Source organism: Rothia sp. P4278, from assembly GCF_048512945.1.
Taxonomy (GTDB): Bacteria; Actinomycetota; Actinomycetes; order Actinomycetales; family Micrococcaceae; genus Rothia.
In genome coordinates this window covers 100,413-116,571 of the sequence record NZ_JBLXXU010000006.1, presented here as the reverse complement: position 1 = coordinate 116,571, position 16,159 = coordinate 100,413, and the positions used below count along the sequence as shown (strand labels likewise).

The window sequence follows — 16,159 nt, the reverse complement described above, 5'->3', positions numbered from 1 at the left end:
CGACGGGGCCGCTGACCTTGATGCAGGGGCCGGTAAGGCCGTAGACGGAGCCAGCCAGCTTTCACAAGGTCTCGGAGAACTCAAGAAGGGAAGTTCTACCCTCTCCACCTCGCTCAGTGACGCGGTGGACAAGGTACCTAGCTATACTGACGGGCAAGCTGAGGATCTGAGCGCAGTGACCAGCGACCCCGTAGCCATTGACAAAACCCGCATCAACGAGGTCTCCACCTACGGACACGGCCTAGCCCCCTATTTCATGACTCTTGGTCTATGGGTAGGTGCCATTGCTTACTTCATGATGTACCCAGCTATCTCAGCTAAGTTCGCTCGACGTGGACATTCCGGCCTGGCAACCCTCCGAGGAGCCATGGTGCCGGTTATCCTCATGGGTATCGTCCAGGGGTCAGTGATGACTATCATCATTCACAGCCTGGTAGATATTAAGACAGCTAACTTCTGGGGCCTGATGGGTTTTGCGGTGCTGACCTCCATCACCTTCCTGGCTATCAACCAGGCACTCATTGCCCTGCTCGATGCACCGGGTCGCTTTATCTCGCTCATGCTGACAGTTATTCAGATTGGCGCAGCAGGCGGCACCTACCCGATTGAAACAGCCCCGGGCTTCTTGCAGGCCCTGCACCCCTGGCTACCGCTCACCCACGCCCTGGAAGCCTTCCGCTCACTCATTGCTGGTGGTTCAATTGGAATCTCTACCGGCCTTGCCTGGCTGGCAGGCTGGTTCATCCTGGCTCTTAGCGGTACCGCAGCTAGCATCTGGATTCGCCACCGCCGGGAAGACCGCAGGGAAGCAGAACGTGCCCGCAAGAACGCCCCTGCACCGGAACTCGCGGGAGCTGCGGGCTAAGTCAATAGCACCCAACCTAAATACCCGGTGCCGCGCCCGGCCCAGCACCCTTAACGCCAGCCCCCCAAGCCAGCTGGCTGGCACGGCACCGGTTGAGAATCAGGTAGGAGTACGGGAACATGCTGGGGGAAATGCCACTTCCTAGTGACCTGCTCCTAACTGGCCGCTCAGCCGGTCCTGGAAGTCCTGGCTGGCAGGGTTCAAACCCTGAATCTGCACGGTTTTACCCAGTCGCTCATACTTGGCTGTAATACTGTCCAGGGCGCTTACCGTGGAGGCATCCCAAATGTGGGAGCCACTCAAATCAATGACCACGGTCTGCGGGTCCTGCGCGTACTGGAACTGGTAGTAGAGGTCATTCGAGGAGGCAAAGAACAGCGCCCCTTCCACCCGGTAGGTCACGGCCTCCACCCCGTCCAGGGGTGCCATCTGCCGGTCTACCGTCACCAGGTGAGAAACCCTGCGCGCAAAGAGAACCGTAGCGGTCAGCACGCCCAGCACCACACCGATTGCCAGGTTGTGGGTAGCCACTGTGGTAGCCACCGTCACCAGCATGACTACCAGCTCACTCTTGGGCATGATTCGCAGGGTACGCGGGGTGATGCTGTGCCAATCAAAGGTTGCAATCGACACAAAAATCATGACAGCTACCAGTGCGGCCATAGGGATCAGCGCCACCACATCACCCAGCAGGAGCACCAGCGCTAGCAAGAAAATACCGGCCAGGAAAGTAGAAATACGGGTGCGGGCACCCGAGGCCTTGACGTTGATCATGGTCTGCCCAATCATGGCGCAGCCGCCCATACCGCCGGTCAAGCCCGTGACGATATTGGCTACACCTTGGGCCCAAGATTCGCGGGTCTTGTTGGAAGGGGTATCGGTAATATCGTCCACCAGCTTGGCTGTCATCAGCGACTCCAAGATACCCACGATAGCCATAGCCAGGGCGTAGGGGGCCATGATGCTGAAAGTTTCCACGTTGAGGGGAACCTGGGGGATAAAGAGCGTGGGCAGGGCTTGTGGCATCTCGCCCTTATCGCCCACAGTAGGCACCTTAATTCCAGCTACTACGGTAATAGCGGTAATGAGGACGATAGCGACCAGGGGCGCAGGGACAGCCTGGGTGAGGCGGGGAAGCCCGAACACCAGCAGAAGACCCAGGGCAACCAGAGGATAAACCGCCCAGGGAACACCCAAAAGTTCGGGAACCTGAGACATGAAAATGAGGATAGCCAGGGCGTTCACAAAACCGACCATGACCTGCCGGGGAATAAAGCGCATGAGCTTAGCAATACCCGCCACAGCCAAAAGAACCTGGAAAAATCCGGCCAGGATAACGGTGGCAATAAAGTAGTCGGTGCCGTGACTGGCAACCAGCGGGGCGATCACCAGTGCGATAGCGCCAGTGGCTGCTGAAATCATGGCTGGTCGCCCGCCAAGCAGTGCAGTTGTGACTGCCATGGTGAAGGAGGCAAAAAGCCCTAGCCTGGGGTCTACCCCGGCAATGATAGAGAAAGCAATGGCTTCTGGGATGAGGGCTAGGGCAACGACAAGCCCGGCGAGGACTTCGGTTTTGAGTAGCTTGGGGGAAGTAAGGGTCTTTCGAACCGATTGCCGGTCGAGGGCAGAAAGTGCGGTGTCAGCCACGGGGCTCCTTGAGGTAGATTTAGCTAGTTCTAGCCTAGACCACAGACGGAAACCCGGCACCCGCCCCACTAAATACTGGTCTGGAGCTACCCCAGCCGGCAAGGTCTGGAACCTATCCTCAAGACCATTAAAAGATAGACCCCAAAACTTGTAGGATAGAGAGGTGCCAGCGCCCCCCTACAGACCACATAAACGGGCCTGTGGCTATCAGCCTCACCGCCCGCCAGCAAAAAAGAAAGAGCACCCTTGGGCTTCTTTGATAGCGTCCAGCCAGCACCTGCTACCCCTGCACCGCTCACAAGCACTCGACTGGGGCAAGCACTGCGGCGTCTTGAAATCCCCCACGAGCTTGAAGCGGACGGCACCCCCATCACCTACTACCCTGCCGGCTATCTGCTCTACCTGCTCACCCCTGACCGGCTGACGGTACGTACCACCTGGCGGCAGTCCTTACCCACCAGCTCCCTACCCCACCTGAGCATGTTTGCCCACCAATGGAACCAGCACCGCCCCTATCCCACTGCTTACCCGGCCATTCTGGGTGAGGACGGCCAGGACTTCGCGCTCCTGCCAGCGGACTTCACCCTGCCCGTCACCGCCGGGGCCACCGATGAGCAGATCGACCTCTACCTGCGTGAAGCTAGCCGCTCGGCCCAGGAGTTCCTGACCGAAGTAGAAGGCGCCTTTGCACCCATAACGGAAGGGGAATAAAAGCATGTCACAGCGCTTTAAAGTGGATTTGGGCGGCCTGGTTGAACTGCTCTCCAAAAACCTTTATTCAGGCCCGCAGGTCTACCTACGCGAGGCAATCCAGAACGGTGTCGATGCCATTACCGCCCGCCGCGAGACTGACCCCGATGCCCCCGCCCGGGTGCTTCTAGAACCCTGGGAAGAGGGCACAGGTATCACCATCACCGACACCGGGATTGGGCTGACCGCGGAACAGGCCGAAGAATTTTTAGCAACTATTGGGCGCACCTCCAAGCGTGACGACGTCTTTAACGAAGGCCGAGCCGAGTACCTAGGCCAGTTCGGTATTGGTTTACTGGCCTGCTTCTTGATTGCTGACACGGTTGATATCACCTCACGTTCTGCCACCGCTGGGCAGGCCCCGGTCCGCTGGCTGGGCCACGCCGACGGCACCTTTGAGGTTACCGAGCTAGCGCCGGAGCAGGCCCCCGAAGTGGGCACCCTTATCCGCCTGAAAGCCCGCCGCGATGCCGCCCACTGGGTTGCTCAAGAAACTGTACTAACCCTGGCAACCGACTACGCCGACATGCTCCCCATCGACGTATCCGTGGTCGTTAAAGCTGGCTCCCGCCGCCTACCGCGCAGAATCTCCCACCCCCGCCCCCCGTGGGCACCCGCCCGCACCTTGGGAAACAACAGCGCCAGCGAAGAAGCCCCCAACCAGCATGAACGCACCATGGCCCTAGCTACCTATGCAGAAAAAACCCTGGGCATCACCCCACTTGCCACGATCGACCTAGAGGTACCGGCCACCGGCACCAGCGGGGTCGCCTACATACTCCCCCAGGCCGTCTCACCGGGTTCTGGCCGCCACCGGGTCTACGTCAAGAACATGCTGGTAGCCTCCCGTGAGGACTCGCTCCTACCCGACTGGGCCTTCTTTGTGCGGGCGGTCGTCAATTCTGAGGGGCTGACCCCCACCGCCTCCCGCGAACAGTTGCGCGAGGACGAGGTACTCCTGCTCACCCGCGAAGCAATCGGGGACCAGCTCAAAACCTGGATTACGCAAGCTCTGGCAGAGCCAAGTGCCCTGCGCGACCGCTTTGTGCAGACCCACAACCTAGCCCTACGCGCTGTTGCCCTTGCCAGCGACGACATGCTCGATGTGGTTGCCCGCTCCCTCCCCTTTGAAACATCCCAGGGGCTTGCCACCCTCACCGAGGTCACCGATGCCGCCGGGCAGATTCTCTACACTCCCACCACCGAGGCCTACCGCCGTATAGCTCCCGTGGCCCGCGCCCAAGGCCTATGGGTGGTCAACGGCGGCTACGTCTACGACTCAGACCTGCTAGCTAAGCTGGCTGACCGCCCCGGCTGGCAGGTCACCGAACTCACCAGCCAGGACGTGACCCAAACCCTTTCCTCTGTGGAGATGGAGCGGGAGTTTGACGTGATGCCAGCCCTGGAACTCGCCCGCGCTGTACTATCCCCCCAAGACTGCGGGGCCACCCTGCGGGTCTTTGAACCGGCTAGCGTACCGGCAGTTCTGCTGCGCGATGCCGACGCCGAACGCCGCCGCGACCTCACCCAAGAAGCCCAGCAGGCTGATGGGCTGTGGGGCGATCTTCTTGGCTCCCTAGCAGGTCAGTCCACCGAGCCCAGCCGTACCCTGGTGCTCAACGACGCCAACGAGAACGTCCAGCGGCTACTGCACCAGCCGCATCACCCCTCCTTTGAGCCCGGCATTAACACCCTCTACCTCTCGGCACTCATGCTGGCGGGTGAGGGCCTGCGCGGCAGTGAAACCACCCTGCTCAGCGACAGCCTGGCCCAGCTTCTTGAAGCCGCTCTGCGCCCCAACACCTAGTTTTCACCAGGGAGAAACACCGTGTGGTCCATCCACGAAGCCACCCAGAAGATAGCTCACACCCGCACGCTACCCTATGGGAGCGCGCGCACCGCCGCCGCAGAGTACATTGCCCGTACCCTTGAGAACGAGGGGCCGGAGCAGGTTCTACCGCAGGCCCTCCTGACCCTGGTGGAGGCCTATGTCTTTGGCCAGCCAACCCCCGCCTCTTTTGCGGTCTTCTCTAAGCTCTTACGGCTGTGGGACAGCCACCCCGAATACTTTGACGACGAAACCGCCAAGGCCCTCTTTTGGCAGTTCAAGTGGGTCACCGGCGACCTGACCGCCTACCCGCAGATTTCCAAGGAGCAGGCCCGCCAGCTCCTTGATGAGATGCGTAAACGCTACCGCCTAGCCGGGCTGGGCGATAGCGCCGCCGACCGTGCCGAACACATGTGGGCCGCCCACATTGGCGATGACGAAGCCGCCCAAACCTGGCAGGCCCGCTGGCTCTCCCACGGTGAGGACGAGATGGATTGCGGCTCCTGCCGCCACGGGAGCAATCTGCGGGATCATATGGCCGCCGGGGAGTTTGAGCAGGCTGTTGCGCTCGGTGCCCCGACCGAAGATTTGTGCAACCGCGAACCGGCGTCCTCCCACCGCCAGCTTGCCCTGGCCCTGCTTCACCTGGGCAGGGGCGAGGAGGCCGGGCGGGAGCTTTTGCGTGCCCAGGCCAACAGCCAGCACTATGACCCCGACGATGTGGGTGTAGAGTTTGAGATTTTAGCGCGCGGCCAACAGTTAGAGCGCGCCTTTACTCTGCTGAAAAAACACGGCAAACGGGCGCTGGCCCTGGGTGGCGACCCCGGCGATAACCGTAACTTCTTGCGCTACCTGGTAGCCGGTCTGGCCTGGGCCCGCCAGGAGAAGGGACAGATGCCCACCGGCTTGAGCGGTTTTACCCCCGCATCTTCTGCCGGGAGCCAGGGAGGTCAGTCAGCAGAGGTGTCTCGCGCTACCCTGGGTGAGCTCTACGACTGGGCCCTGGCCCAATCCCTACCCCTGGTTGCGGCTTTTGACCGGCGGGCGGGTAACACATGTTTTAGTGAATCGCTGGCAGATGCCGAACTAAAATCTGTTCTCACCCCCTTGATTCTTCCGGAGGGGCAGGCCGCGAGCGCCCCCTTAGGGCCTCAGGGGGAATCTGCCGGTGAGCCTGTTTCTTACACTGACTCTGCACAGGCAGGTTTGATGTCGCCGGATACTGCCGCCGCAGGTGAGAGTGCAGATGGCCTACTGGCGGAGGGCAGCTACGACCGAGCCGCCCAGGCCTACTTGGAACAGGCCATTAGCTATGAGGGTGCCGGTCAGCTTGCGGCGGCGGGGCAGGCACGGGCTGAGGCCGCTATCTGCACCAAGCTAGTGGGCCGTGAAGCTGAAGCTGCCGCCCTCTTGAGCCAGGCTTTTGATCTGCTGGTAGCCGGTGATGCGCACCCCGCGCTTCTGGTAGAGACGATACGCCAGTGGGCACCAGTGGCTGAGATTCTGGGGGATTACAGCGCGGTGGTGCCTGCTGCCCAAGTTGCCCTTGACCGGGTAGAGAGCGCCCTGGTTCCTGCTCAGGAGGGCAGTGAAGCCCGACCCAGCGGCACCGGCATGAGTGCCTTACCGCGCCCTGACCTCCTGGTTTATCTACTAGCCCAGGAGCTGGTTGCGCGGCTGGATGCGGCGGCGGGAACATCTGACCCTCAGCAGGTTCAGGCGGGCTTGGTCGCGGCGGCCGATGCTTATGCTGAGCTGGGTTTCCCCGAGCGTTCGGCGCGTCTGCTCGTGCTGGTTGCTGAGTGTGCCCGTGAGCGGGGCGGAGTTGAGGGCGCTGTCAGCGCCTATCAGAGGGCCAGGGAGCTCTTTCAGGGGGTGGGGCTGGTCGAGTCAGCCACCGCCGCCTTGGATGCCTGCCTTGATTTACTCCAGACCACCGGGCAGGGCCACCGGGTAGAGGGTCTTATCGAGGGGCTACTGACGCAGGACGGCCAGTAACCTGCGGGCTTTCCTTCCAGCTGCACGGGCTGCTCGCGCATCCGGGTGAAACTGGCTAACGGATCCAGACGCCGGTGCGGGCCCTCCACCAGAGCGTAGTGGCGCGAGCGCCCATGTACCAGAGGGCGTAGGCGCACCAGAGGAGCAGGTAGGCGGCGGTGGCCCCGGCGGGGAAGGAACCACCGGCCCACCACAGGTAGAGGCCCACCAGCACCGGCAGGTAGGCGGCCAGGGTGAAGAAGGCCGCCAGGCCCAGGTAGCGCACATCCTGGGCACCGATGAGAACCCCGTCCAGAATAAAGACGTAGGCCGCCAGGGGCTGGCCTGCTCCCAGTACCAGCAGGGAAAGGGCAAAGAGGTGCTGGACCTGCGGGTCGGAGCTAAAGATCCAGGCCGCACCGAACCCTACGGCGGGGCAGGCTAGGGCGGTCACTAGCCCGAAGAGGACGCTCCAGCGGACCAGCCGGTTTTTCAGCTGTGTGACGGCGGCACGGCCCTGGGGTGTGGTCAGGTTTTGGGTGCCCATCTCTTGACCCAGGAGGGCTTGGGCGGCAATGGCAAGGGAGTCTAGGGCGAAGGCCAGTAGGTTGAAGAAGGCCATGGTGAGCTGGTAGGCGGCCAGGTTTTTCTCACCCTGGGCGGTGACCACGAAGACGGTGGCAAGCAGGGCAACGCGCATGCAGGCGGCGCGAACCATCAGCCAGGCACCGACCTTAAAGACGGCCCCCAGTCCAGCCCTGTCGGGTGCCCAGCCCTGTTCTTGCCCGCGAGTGCGGGCCAGCACTGAGGCTGTGAGTACCAGGGCCATAGCCCATTGTGTGAGAGCGGTTGCGGCCGCTGAACCGGCCACGCCCCAGCCCACAGGATAGACCAGAACCCAGCTCAGCAGCACGTTGAGGGCGGCCCCAGCTATGGCGACGTAGAGCGGGGTTTTGGTGTCTTGGAAGCCGCGCAGGGCACCTGTTGCGGCCAGAACGATGAGCATGCCGGGCAGACCGGCCAGAGAGGGCAGCAGGTAGGCGTTGCCGTAGGTAAGTACCTGACCCTCACCGCCCAGGGCTTTGAGTAGGGGGTGAGCAAGGAGGGCTAGAAGCAGAGCAAAGAATACTCCCAGGCCAGCGGCTACCCATAGGCTGTTGCGGGTAGCGGCAAAGGCGCGGCCGGTGTCACCTGCACCGACTGCGCGGGCGACGGCGGGCGTGGTGGAGTAGGCCAGGAAGACCATGAAACCCACCAGGGTTTGAAGGACTGTGGAGCCCAAGGTCAGGCCCGCAAGTTGGGCGCTCCCCAGGTGGCCTACGATAGCTGAGTCTGCAAGCACCAAGAGCGGCTCAGCAATGAGTGCGCCGAAGGCAGGTAGGGCAAGAGCAAGAATCTGACGATTCAGGGAGGGGGTACTCCCCCGGTCTGCTGGTCTGGTTTGAGCTGCGTTTGGCATAGCTTCTAGCCTAGCTCTTAGGCTGAGCCCTCCACCAGGTAGGCTCTGGGCAGTTCCAAGGGTAGCTAGGGGCGGGCCATAATGTAGGTTTTACGCCCGGCAAACCTATCGGTTCGCACCTGCACAAATCCCTCTTTTTCGTAGAAGCGGATTGCGCGGGCGTTAGTGGTCAGTACTTCTAGCTCGGCGGGACCGGGGTCAAGGACCCGGCTGAGCAGGGCGTGGGCGATACCGGTGCCGAAAGCCTGTGGGTGCAGGTAGAGCATCTCAAGTTTCTGCACCTCATAGGGTATGCGGGTGGCAAAGGCTAGGCCCAACAGACCCCCTAGATCTGCGGGGCTAGTCTGTGGTGCCGCTACAGTTTCCGCTGATCGCACAGCCACTAGGGCACGGCGGCGCTGGCCCAACTGGGGCTGTACGTCCTCACCGGTACCAGCGGTGGATTCGAGCCACTGGGCAAAGCCCTCGGCACGGGCTTCTAGCTGGCTCTCCTGAGCCTTAAAGACCTCGGGGGTAAAGTCGCCGGCGTAGGCTTCTCGCCACGAGGTAATACGCAGCTGCTCCCAGGCCCTTGCCTCCGCTGGCAGGGGTGGGCGAACCTCAAATTTCACGGTGTCCTCCAACCCCACCAAAAGATGTGAGATGGGTGGGGGCACAGAATATCGTACAACACCAACCTGCGAAGGATGTTTTTCTGTCAGCGGGAGGTAGTAGGCGAAGTCCTGCACCAGCACACCGGGGGCTAGCTAGAACTGGCGGGTTCCCACGATGGTGTAGCCCATCTTCTCCTAGAACTTCTGAGCCCGGCAATTCTCCTGGTGGGTAGCTCAATAGATACCCTCTATCCCGGAGGCAGGAGCCTGGTCTTTTAACCCGCTCCATGAGCTCACCGGCCAGCCCGTTACCCCGCACAGCAGGGCCCAGGCAGAACTTACTCAGGTAGGCGGCTGTGCTGAGAATCTCATCAGATCAGGCAGAGAGTGGAGGCCGTCAGCACTTACGCTTTCTCGTAGCCGCGCAGCTTATTGAGGGCGCGACGTTCAGTTTTAGTGGGTCTACCCGCGCCGCGTTCGCGCCGGGGTAGGGTTCCGCTGGTCAGGTAGGCGGGCTTGGGGGCAGAGATGTCCTCGTAGCAGGTAACAGCTACGGGTGCACCGACCCGTTTGGACAGGGTTTTACGTACCACCAGTGTGCGCTCCCAGCCAGGGTAACGCACGGTGACGGTGTCTCCGGGGCGCACCTTTTGGGAGGGCTTGGTGTGGGCCCCATTAAGCCGAATGTGGGAGGCCTTTACTTCGCTGGAGGCCAGCGAGCGCGTCTTAAAGATGCGGACGGCCCACAGCCAGGCGTCAAGTCGAACGGGTGCCTGTGCTTCTTCTGCCGCGGGTGGGGGCACCGCTCCGGCGCCGGTGGGTTGAGTCATGTCTTCTAGGGTAGTCACCAGGCCACCTCAATAAAAGCAGGGGCCGGGTCTGTAGCAGCTAAGAGCATTGCATGAAGCCAAGGGGTAGCGCCTCAGAGGACCCATGGGCAGAGCACTGTTACCGGCCCTAGACTGGATGGTATGGCTTTTACTTCTTCTACAGTTAGAAAGCAGGCGGAGCTTCCAGCGGGTTCCTGCTCTCTACCTCGCGATGAGGCTCTTCCCGGCACAGCGGCCCAGGTAACTACCTGGGTTCTTGTGGAGCACCCGGGTGGCTGGGGGCGAGATATTCTGGATGGGTCAGCATTTGGCCAGCCTCTCTCCACTGAGCTGTCGGCGCGCATGGAGCAGCTGGGGGCCCGCCTGCTTCTGGTGCGTAAGCCGGGACGGGAGGGCCAGGTACTTATGGCTAGTGGGGAGTCCCGCAGGGCCTACCTTGCCCGGGTAGGAGGTCGGGGCTTTGAGCCTGCCGTGCTTTATACTTTTGAGGTTTCAGATGTGGCAGACCTGCTGACGCTCCCCCTGGAAAAGCCAGAAACTATACCCGGACTAGTTGTTTCACGTGAAACCCTGGTGCTGATATGCACCCATTCTAAGCGCGACCGGTGCTGTGCCTTACTGGGGCGCCCCTTGGCGGCTTTCCTCCAGGAGCAGAGCACCGGGGTGCAGGTATGGGAGTGCTCCCACACCGGAGGCCACCGTTTTGGCCCGGTTGCCCTCACCCTACCCAGTGGCTACACCTATGGGCGGCTCACTTTTGAGCAGGCCTTAACTCTCGCCTCTGACATCCGGTCTGAGCAGCTTGCTTTAGCGGGCCTAAGGGGACGCTCAGCCCACACCCCTATCGAGCAGGTAGCGGAAGTTGCAGTGCGCTCCTACCTTGCCCAAGAGGGCGAGAAGCCGCCAATCAATGACCTCAGCCCCGAACGGGTAAGCACACCGGCAGAGGGGATCGTCCAGAGCGCACGCGTGACCCACCGGGACGGGCGGGCATGGCTAGTTACCGCCCATGAGGTAGAGCTACCTGCCCGGCCGGCCTCCTGCGGCAAAGACCCCAGCCCGGCAACTAGCTGGCAGGTAGAGAGCATAGCCCCCACCCAGCCTGCGGAGGGCTAGACAGCTCTAGCGCCCTCTTAGTCCACTGCCAGCCGCCGCATAAACCGGCCCATAAGTTCGTAAGCTTGACTGCGGGCGGGTTGGGCGGAGAGAAAAACATCGTGGGTAGCACCGTCAATGACTTTACTGGTGACATCGCTGCCCAGTTCTAGGGCCCAGCGGCGGATTTGCTGAACAGAGAGTACCGCGTCAAAGTCATGTTTCTGGCCAGGTGCGCACAGCCGCCCGGAGCGGGCTGAGGTCAGTACCAGCACCGGGGCTGTGATGCCGGTACCCCGGTGGAGCTTAGCCTGGGCGCGCCGGATAGCGGTGAGCCAGCCTGCGTAGATGGGAGGGAAGTCGAGGGTCTTCCAGGCGGTCTTGAAGTCCCAGGTGCCGCCGGTGCTGTGGTGCAGGGAACGGGCGTAGGGGTCGGGTGCGGGCTTTTTGAGGACGGTGCGCGGGTTCAGGCGGGCGGCGGTAGCGGCCAGGGCGGTCAAACCGGCCTGGGCAACCGGCCCTTCAAAGTGATCCAACCAGGGCGAGTTGAGGATCAGGGCGGTAAGTTCTGGCGGGGCGGTCTGCCCCGCCCACAGGCTGGTGATGAGCCCGCCGGTGGAGTGCCCCATGAGCACCACCTGCTGGTGCCCGTCACGGCTGGTTATCAGTTCCCAGGCGGTGTCCAGTTCTGCAAAGTAGTCGGTGATGTCCTCGGTGTAGAAGGGGGTCTGGCCGGTGCGCAGGGAACGTCCGTACTTTCGTAGGTCAAGGGCGTAGAAGTCGTAGCCACGGGCTGCCCACCAGTCCCCCAGTTCCCGCTGGAAGAAGTAGTCCACAAAGCCGTGTACATAGAGCACAGCACCCGCTGACGGGCTGGGGCCAGAATCAGCGGGCCGGTGAACCAGAGTGGCCACCAGCGGGCCTTCGGAATCAGCGCCCAGGTCAAGGCTTTCGGCGGTGTAGGGGTGCCCAAGAATATCCTGCTCTTTCATAGGGTCAGTCTACGCCCACCGGCAGGCAATAAGGTTTCTTACGCCCCTGTGACGCTGGGGCTAGGGGCAGTTTATTCAAGCTAGCATCCGGCCCTATCATAGAGAGAGACAAACGTGATGCTAACAACATTATGTGGTTACCCCCAGAGAAAGGCCCGACCTTTGACCTACACCGTCAGCGACTACCTCCTTGACCGACTTGTTGAGCTGGGGGTTACCGATATTTTCGGTGTTCCCGGCGACTTTAACCTCCAATTCTTGGACCACGTGGTTGCCCACAAGACCCTAGCATGGGTGGGCAACGCTAACGAGCTCAATGCCGGCTACGCCGCCGACGGCTATGCCCGTGTTAACGGTATTGGTGCCCTGGTGACCACCTACGGGGTGGGTGAGCTCTCGGCTATCAACGCCACGGCAGGTTCCTACGCCGAGCATGTGCCCGTCCTGCACATTGTGGGTGCGCCCTCTAAAGATGCTCAGGCCGCCCACCTGACCATGCATCACACCCTGGGAGACGGCGATTTCACCCACTTTATCCGCATGGCCTCCGAGGTTTCCTGCGCTGTGGCTAACCTGGAACACGCCACCGCGACCGGTGAGATTGACCGCGTCCTGCGCGAGATGATGATTCAAAAGCGGCCCGGTTATATTCTGCTAGCTACCGATGTGGCCCGGGTTGAGGTGGCACCGCCCCAGGCACCGCTGGAGCTGCCCCAGGCGCTCTCATCCCCCGGTGCTTTAGAGTCCTTCCGGGCAGATCTTGCCACAGCGCTTGCAGGTAAAAAGACCACCGTTCTAGCGGACCTACTGGTTCACCGCATGGGGGCGCAGGAACAGCTGGCCCAGCTCCTTGCCACCACCGGCCTACCCTACGCCACCCTCATGTGGGGCAAGACCCTGGTTGATGAGTCCAAGCCTGCCTTTGCGGGCATTTATGCCGGCCTTGTTTCTGATGCGCGGGCAAAGGATGCTGTGGAGCAGGCCGAGGCCCTGATTTGCGCCGGTGTCACTTTTACCGATACCACCACGGCTGGTTTCTCGCAGAAGCTCCCCGAGAATACTGTCTTTTTGGGGGCGCAGACCGCCAAGATTGGTCGGCGCACCTATGCCCCGCTGACCCTGGCTGCCGCTCTCGATGTGGTGCGGGAGGTTGCCCTTGAGGTGGGAGCCCAGCCCAAGGAGCTCCTGCCCTGGGCCGAGGAAGAAAACCAGGGAGTAATCGCCTGGGATGAGCCGCTCACCCAGGATGTTCTCTGGTCTCTGCTGTCTCAGAAACTTTCACCGGGCAATATTGTGGTGGCCGACCAGGGCACCTCTTTCTTCGGTATGGCTTCGCGCCGCTTCCCCGAGAACTCAATGTTTATTGGCCAACCCCTGTGGGGCTCTATTGGCTACACCCTACCGGCTATGTTGGGGGCGGCTATAGCTGACCGTTCAGCACGCGGGGTTCTGCTCATTGGTGACGGCTCAGCCCAGCTGACCTTCCAGGAAATCGGTACCATGCTGGAGCAGAAAATTAACCCGGTGGTGGTGCTCATTAATAACAAGGGTTACACGGTGGAGCGTGCTATCCACGGAGCCACCCAGCCCTACAACGATATCCGCACCTACAACTGGCAGCTGATTCCGGCGGCTTTGGGCGCACAGGAGGACGATGTACTCATGCTCAAGGTCTCTACCGCCCGTGAGCTGGTCGAGGCTGCCAAGCTCACCCACCAAACCCGTGACAGGCTGGTCTTTATAGAAGTCGTCATGGATCAGGACGACGTCCCGGCTCTGCTGGCGGATGTGGCCGCTGCACTGACCCGCGCCAACTCATAGGTGGCACCTGCCAGTAGTCCGCCTTAAAAATAGCCGCCCCTCTCCCCTGGTTCTAGGTGGGAGGGGCGGTGCTTTTGCAGTATGCCTGCCGTGAGTAGGTATGCCAGGGAAAAGCGGTGTAGCTCTCAAAATACGATAAACCCCGGGGGGTATAATTTTTCTGTAGGGACCACCCAAACACGAAAGTAGAGAAGCCGTGAAACTCGATCCCGATGAGATGAAGCCCGTCATCAACCGTCTTAAGCGTGCCCAGGGCCAGCTCAACGGTGTTATTCGTATGCTCCAAGAGGGCGATGACTGCCAGAAAATTGTTACCCAGCTGGCCGCCGCATCCAAGGCGGTAGACCGGGCCAGCTTTGCGGTGGTGGCCTGCGGCCTTCAGCAGTGCCTAGCGTCCGATAACCCGGAACTCAGCCCCCAGGAACTTGAAAAAATGTTCCTCTCCCTGGCCTAAAGCAGACCCCAGATACTAGTAATGCCCCGGCAAGGTATTTGGCGTAGGGGAAGAGACCGCGCTGGGGCACATCAATCTGTGCGGGGAGGTCGGTGGGGATAGCCGTCGTGTGCTGTCCTTACCTTGATGCGGCCAACTGAGTGAGGGTACTGACAGCGATATATATGGAAATAAGGTAGAGGAAGCCTGCGAAGGAAAGCTGGAGAGCCCGGCGGGAGACACGTTTACCCACCCAGCCGCCGGCAAGGACTCCTGCCACGGTGGTCAGCAGTAGGGGAAGCAGTAGCGCCCAGTCGAGGGCCGCCAGGTGGCTGGCGCTCAGGGCGAGAGTGATAAGGCTGTTAATGAGGATGACCAGCAGGGAGGTACCCACAGCCGCCCCCATTCCCAGCCCCAGAATCAGGGTGAGGGCGGGGACAATAGCAAAACCTCCGCCCACACCAAAGAAGCCAGTCAGAAAACCTACCCCGCTAGCGGCACCGATGAGGCGGGTGAGCCGACCGGGTGCTAGATGGGTGGTGTGAGCGGGGTGGGAGGGGCGTGCGGGTGTAGCCCTGAGGGCCTTGGTCACCATGAGGCTTGCCACCACTACTAGGAGTGCGGAGAAGGCCAGGAGTAGGGCGCTGCCGTCTACCCCTACAGATAGCATCCGCCCCACAGAGGCACCGGCTATACCCAGGGCACCAAAGGTAATGCCCTGCCGCCATTGGACGGTGCGAGCGTGCGTGGCGATTCCGGTAATAGAACCCAGGCTGACGATAACGAGTGATGCCAGGGTGGCAGAAGCTGGTGCCATTCCAGCCCCGTAGACCAGCAGGGGCACGGCCAAGATAGCGCCGCCGCCGCCCAGGGCGCCCATGAGTAGGCCAATGAGCAGGCCCCCTACCAGCATGAGAAGCACCAAGGCCACCTTTCTATTACCTGATCCATCTCACCTTAGGCTACCCCAGGTGTGCGCCCGGGCAAGGTAACTTGCCTGGGGCTCACTACCCGTATACCGGATCCACCCATTAGTTCACAAAAATATTGACTTAAGGTAACAAAAAAGTTGAACCACATGCCTTTGATAGGCTGGTTCGGGATCTATTTCTTCCCTTGCGCAGAGAGGGCTTTCATGTCGGGTTCAGGTCTTGATTTTAGCTTTGAGCTGTTACAGAGTCTCATTGATACGTTCGATGCTCTCACTCGGGATTTAGAAGCTTCTGCTTGGTTTGTGGTGCAGAACGCCAACAGTTCAGACCCTGTCAGTGAAGTTCATGCAAACACCGTTAAACCTCTTGAAGACAGAATGTACCAGGCCGCTACCGAGTCTATGCGTCATACAAGAGAGGGAGCACAAGTCACCTATGACGGATTCAAAGATGCAGATTTTGCAAGGCATGGCTACGGGGCAATTACCGGCGCCGCAGGTGCAGGCACTGGAGTTGCATAGCAATTTATAGCCCAGGAGGGAATTCTATGGTTTACCGACCCGTCAATTGGTCGCCGCTGACCGGGGGTGATCCTGCTCCCGGGGACCCCGATGGCTGGAGCCATGTACTACATCACTGGGATTTTGAATCTACCCGCATGTCAGATCGGGCTAGGAAGCTAGGTGAAATCACAGCGACCGGGGCAACTTCTCAGCGTATTGAACGTATTGAAAGTGTCGCGCTCGAGGGGCAGGCACTTTTTACCTCTTTTGCGGCTTCCTATACCAATGCTCACACAACGCTTAGTGCCTGGGTAGAGAGCTTGAAAGATATGCAAGACCGTTCAATTCAGGCACTTACTAGGGCGCGCATTGCTGAAACGCTGAGAGATGATGCTCAGGGAAGGCTTAAAAATCTTGCCTTTAACAGGTAAGTA

Annotated in this window: 15 protein-coding genes; 9 read left to right on the top strand and 6 right to left on the bottom strand. The window is 60.9% G+C overall.

Features of this window, described 5'->3' with window-relative positions; genetic code table 11:
- The coding region (locus tag ACN085_RS10365) for a YhgE/Pip family protein (protein WP_419111480.1) at positions 1 to 865 on the top strand (865 nt) is incomplete at its 5' end.
- Positions 866 to 1,006: 141 nt separating this feature from the next.
- Here ACN085_RS10365 and ACN085_RS10360 read toward each other — a convergent pair.
- Positions 1,007 to 2,512, bottom strand: a complete 1,506-nt coding sequence (locus ACN085_RS10360) for a SulP family inorganic anion transporter (protein ID WP_419111479.1) — start codon at positions 2,510 to 2,512, stop codon at positions 1,007 to 1,009.
- Between the two features lie 246 nt (positions 2,513 to 2,758).
- Here ACN085_RS10360 and ACN085_RS10355 point away from each other — a divergent pair, with 246 nt between their 5' ends.
- Genes ACN085_RS10355 through ACN085_RS10345 form a run of 3 tightly spaced genes read left to right on the top strand, consistent with a single transcriptional unit; the run spans position 2,759 to position 7,088 of the window.
- Entirely contained in the window at positions 2,759 to 3,223 is a 465-nt protein-coding gene (locus tag ACN085_RS10355; protein ID WP_419098855.1) for a YbjN domain-containing protein, read from the top strand.
- A 4-nt stretch (positions 3,224 to 3,227) separates the two neighbouring features.
- On the top strand, positions 3,228 to 5,069 hold the full coding sequence (locus tag ACN085_RS10350; RefSeq protein ID WP_419111478.1) for an HSP90 family protein: 1,842 nt from the start codon (positions 3,228 to 3,230) through the stop codon (positions 5,067 to 5,069).
- A gap of 21 nt (positions 5,070 to 5,090) precedes the next feature.
- Positions 5,091 to 7,088, top strand: coding sequence for a hypothetical protein (locus tag ACN085_RS10345; protein WP_419111477.1), 1,998 nt, complete (start codon positions 5,091 to 5,093; stop codon positions 7,086 to 7,088).
- A 55-nt stretch (positions 7,089 to 7,143) separates the two neighbouring features.
- Here ACN085_RS10345 and ACN085_RS10340 read toward each other — a convergent pair whose 3' ends face one another.
- From ACN085_RS10340 to ACN085_RS10330, 3 genes are all read right to left on the bottom strand, one after another.
- Positions 7,144 to 8,526, bottom strand: coding sequence for an MATE family efflux transporter (locus ACN085_RS10340; RefSeq protein WP_419111476.1), 1,383 nt, complete (start codon positions 8,524 to 8,526; stop codon positions 7,144 to 7,146).
- A 65-nt stretch (positions 8,527 to 8,591) separates the two neighbouring features.
- Complete coding sequence (locus ACN085_RS10335) at positions 8,592 to 9,137, bottom strand: GNAT family N-acetyltransferase (protein ID WP_419105434.1); 546 nt, start codon at positions 9,135 to 9,137, stop codon at positions 8,592 to 8,594.
- 386 nt (positions 9,138 to 9,523) lie between these two features.
- A complete protein-coding gene (locus tag ACN085_RS10330) occupies positions 9,524 to 9,949 on the bottom strand; it encodes an RNA-binding S4 domain-containing protein (protein ID WP_419111475.1) in 426 nt (141 codons plus the stop codon).
- A gap of 141 nt (positions 9,950 to 10,090) precedes the next feature.
- On the opposite strand from ACN085_RS10330, the gene ACN085_RS10325 reads away from it, so the two are divergent.
- Positions 10,091 to 11,065, top strand: a complete 975-nt coding sequence (locus ACN085_RS10325; protein ID WP_419111474.1) for a sucrase ferredoxin — start codon at positions 10,091 to 10,093, stop codon at positions 11,063 to 11,065.
- Positions 11,066 to 11,082: 17 nt separating this feature from the next.
- Here the strand turns inward: ACN085_RS10325 and ACN085_RS10320 are convergent, their stop codons facing one another.
- Entirely contained in the window at positions 11,083 to 12,036 is a 954-nt protein-coding gene (locus ACN085_RS10320; RefSeq protein WP_419111473.1) for an alpha/beta hydrolase, read from the bottom strand.
- A 162-nt stretch (positions 12,037 to 12,198) separates the two neighbouring features.
- Between ACN085_RS10320 and ACN085_RS10315 the strand changes: the two genes are divergently transcribed.
- Positions 12,199 to 13,857, top strand: coding sequence for an alpha-keto acid decarboxylase family protein (locus ACN085_RS10315; RefSeq protein ID WP_419098848.1), 1,659 nt, complete (start codon positions 12,199 to 12,201; stop codon positions 13,855 to 13,857).
- Positions 13,858 to 14,053: 196 nt separating this feature from the next.
- Positions 14,054 to 14,311: a metal-sensitive transcriptional regulator gene (locus ACN085_RS10310; protein ID WP_419098847.1), complete on the top strand. Its 258-nt coding sequence runs from the start codon at positions 14,054 to 14,056 to the stop codon at positions 14,309 to 14,311.
- A gap of 118 nt (positions 14,312 to 14,429) precedes the next feature.
- On the opposite strand, the gene ACN085_RS10305 is transcribed toward ACN085_RS10310, so the two are convergent.
- A complete protein-coding gene (locus ACN085_RS10305; protein ID WP_419111472.1) occupies positions 14,430 to 15,221 on the bottom strand; it encodes a TSUP family transporter in 792 nt (263 codons plus the stop codon).
- Positions 15,222 to 15,425: 204 nt separating this feature from the next.
- Here ACN085_RS10305 and ACN085_RS10300 point away from each other — a divergent pair, with 204 nt between their 5' ends.
- Positions 15,426 to 15,743 carry a hypothetical protein gene (locus ACN085_RS10300; protein WP_419098845.1) on the top strand — a complete coding sequence of 106 codons (318 nt, stop codon included), beginning with the start codon at positions 15,426 to 15,428 and terminating at the stop codon, positions 15,741 to 15,743.
- Between the two features lie 26 nt (positions 15,744 to 15,769).
- Positions 15,770 to 16,156, top strand: a complete 387-nt coding sequence (locus ACN085_RS10295; protein WP_419111471.1) for a hypothetical protein — start codon at positions 15,770 to 15,772, stop codon at positions 16,154 to 16,156.
- The last annotated feature ends 3 nt before the right edge of the window (positions 16,157 to 16,159 follow it).

What these genes read in the sequence shown, in the direction of transcription:
- ACN085_RS10330 (WP_419111475.1), bottom strand. Translation starts at nt 9,949, where the DNA reads ATGACTCAACCCACCGGCGCCGGAGCGGTGCCCCCACCCGCGGCAGAA.
- ACN085_RS10340 (WP_419111476.1), bottom strand. Translation starts at nt 8,526, where the DNA reads ATGCCAAACGCAGCTCAAACCAGACCAGCAGACCGGGGGAGTACCCCC.
- ACN085_RS10300 (WP_419098845.1), top strand. Translation starts at nt 15,426, where the DNA reads ATGTCGGGTTCAGGTCTTGATTTTAGCTTTGAGCTGTTACAGAGTCTC.
- ACN085_RS10320 (WP_419111473.1), bottom strand. Translation starts at nt 12,036, where the DNA reads ATGAAAGAGCAGGATATTCTTGGGCACCCCTACACCGCCGAAAGCCTT.
- ACN085_RS10295 (WP_419111471.1), top strand. Translation starts at nt 15,770, where the DNA reads ATGGTTTACCGACCCGTCAATTGGTCGCCGCTGACCGGGGGTGATCCT.
- ACN085_RS10350 (WP_419111478.1), top strand. Translation starts at nt 3,228, where the DNA reads ATGTCACAGCGCTTTAAAGTGGATTTGGGCGGCCTGGTTGAACTGCTC.
- ACN085_RS10325 (WP_419111474.1), top strand. Translation starts at nt 10,091, where the DNA reads ATGGCTTTTACTTCTTCTACAGTTAGAAAGCAGGCGGAGCTTCCAGCG.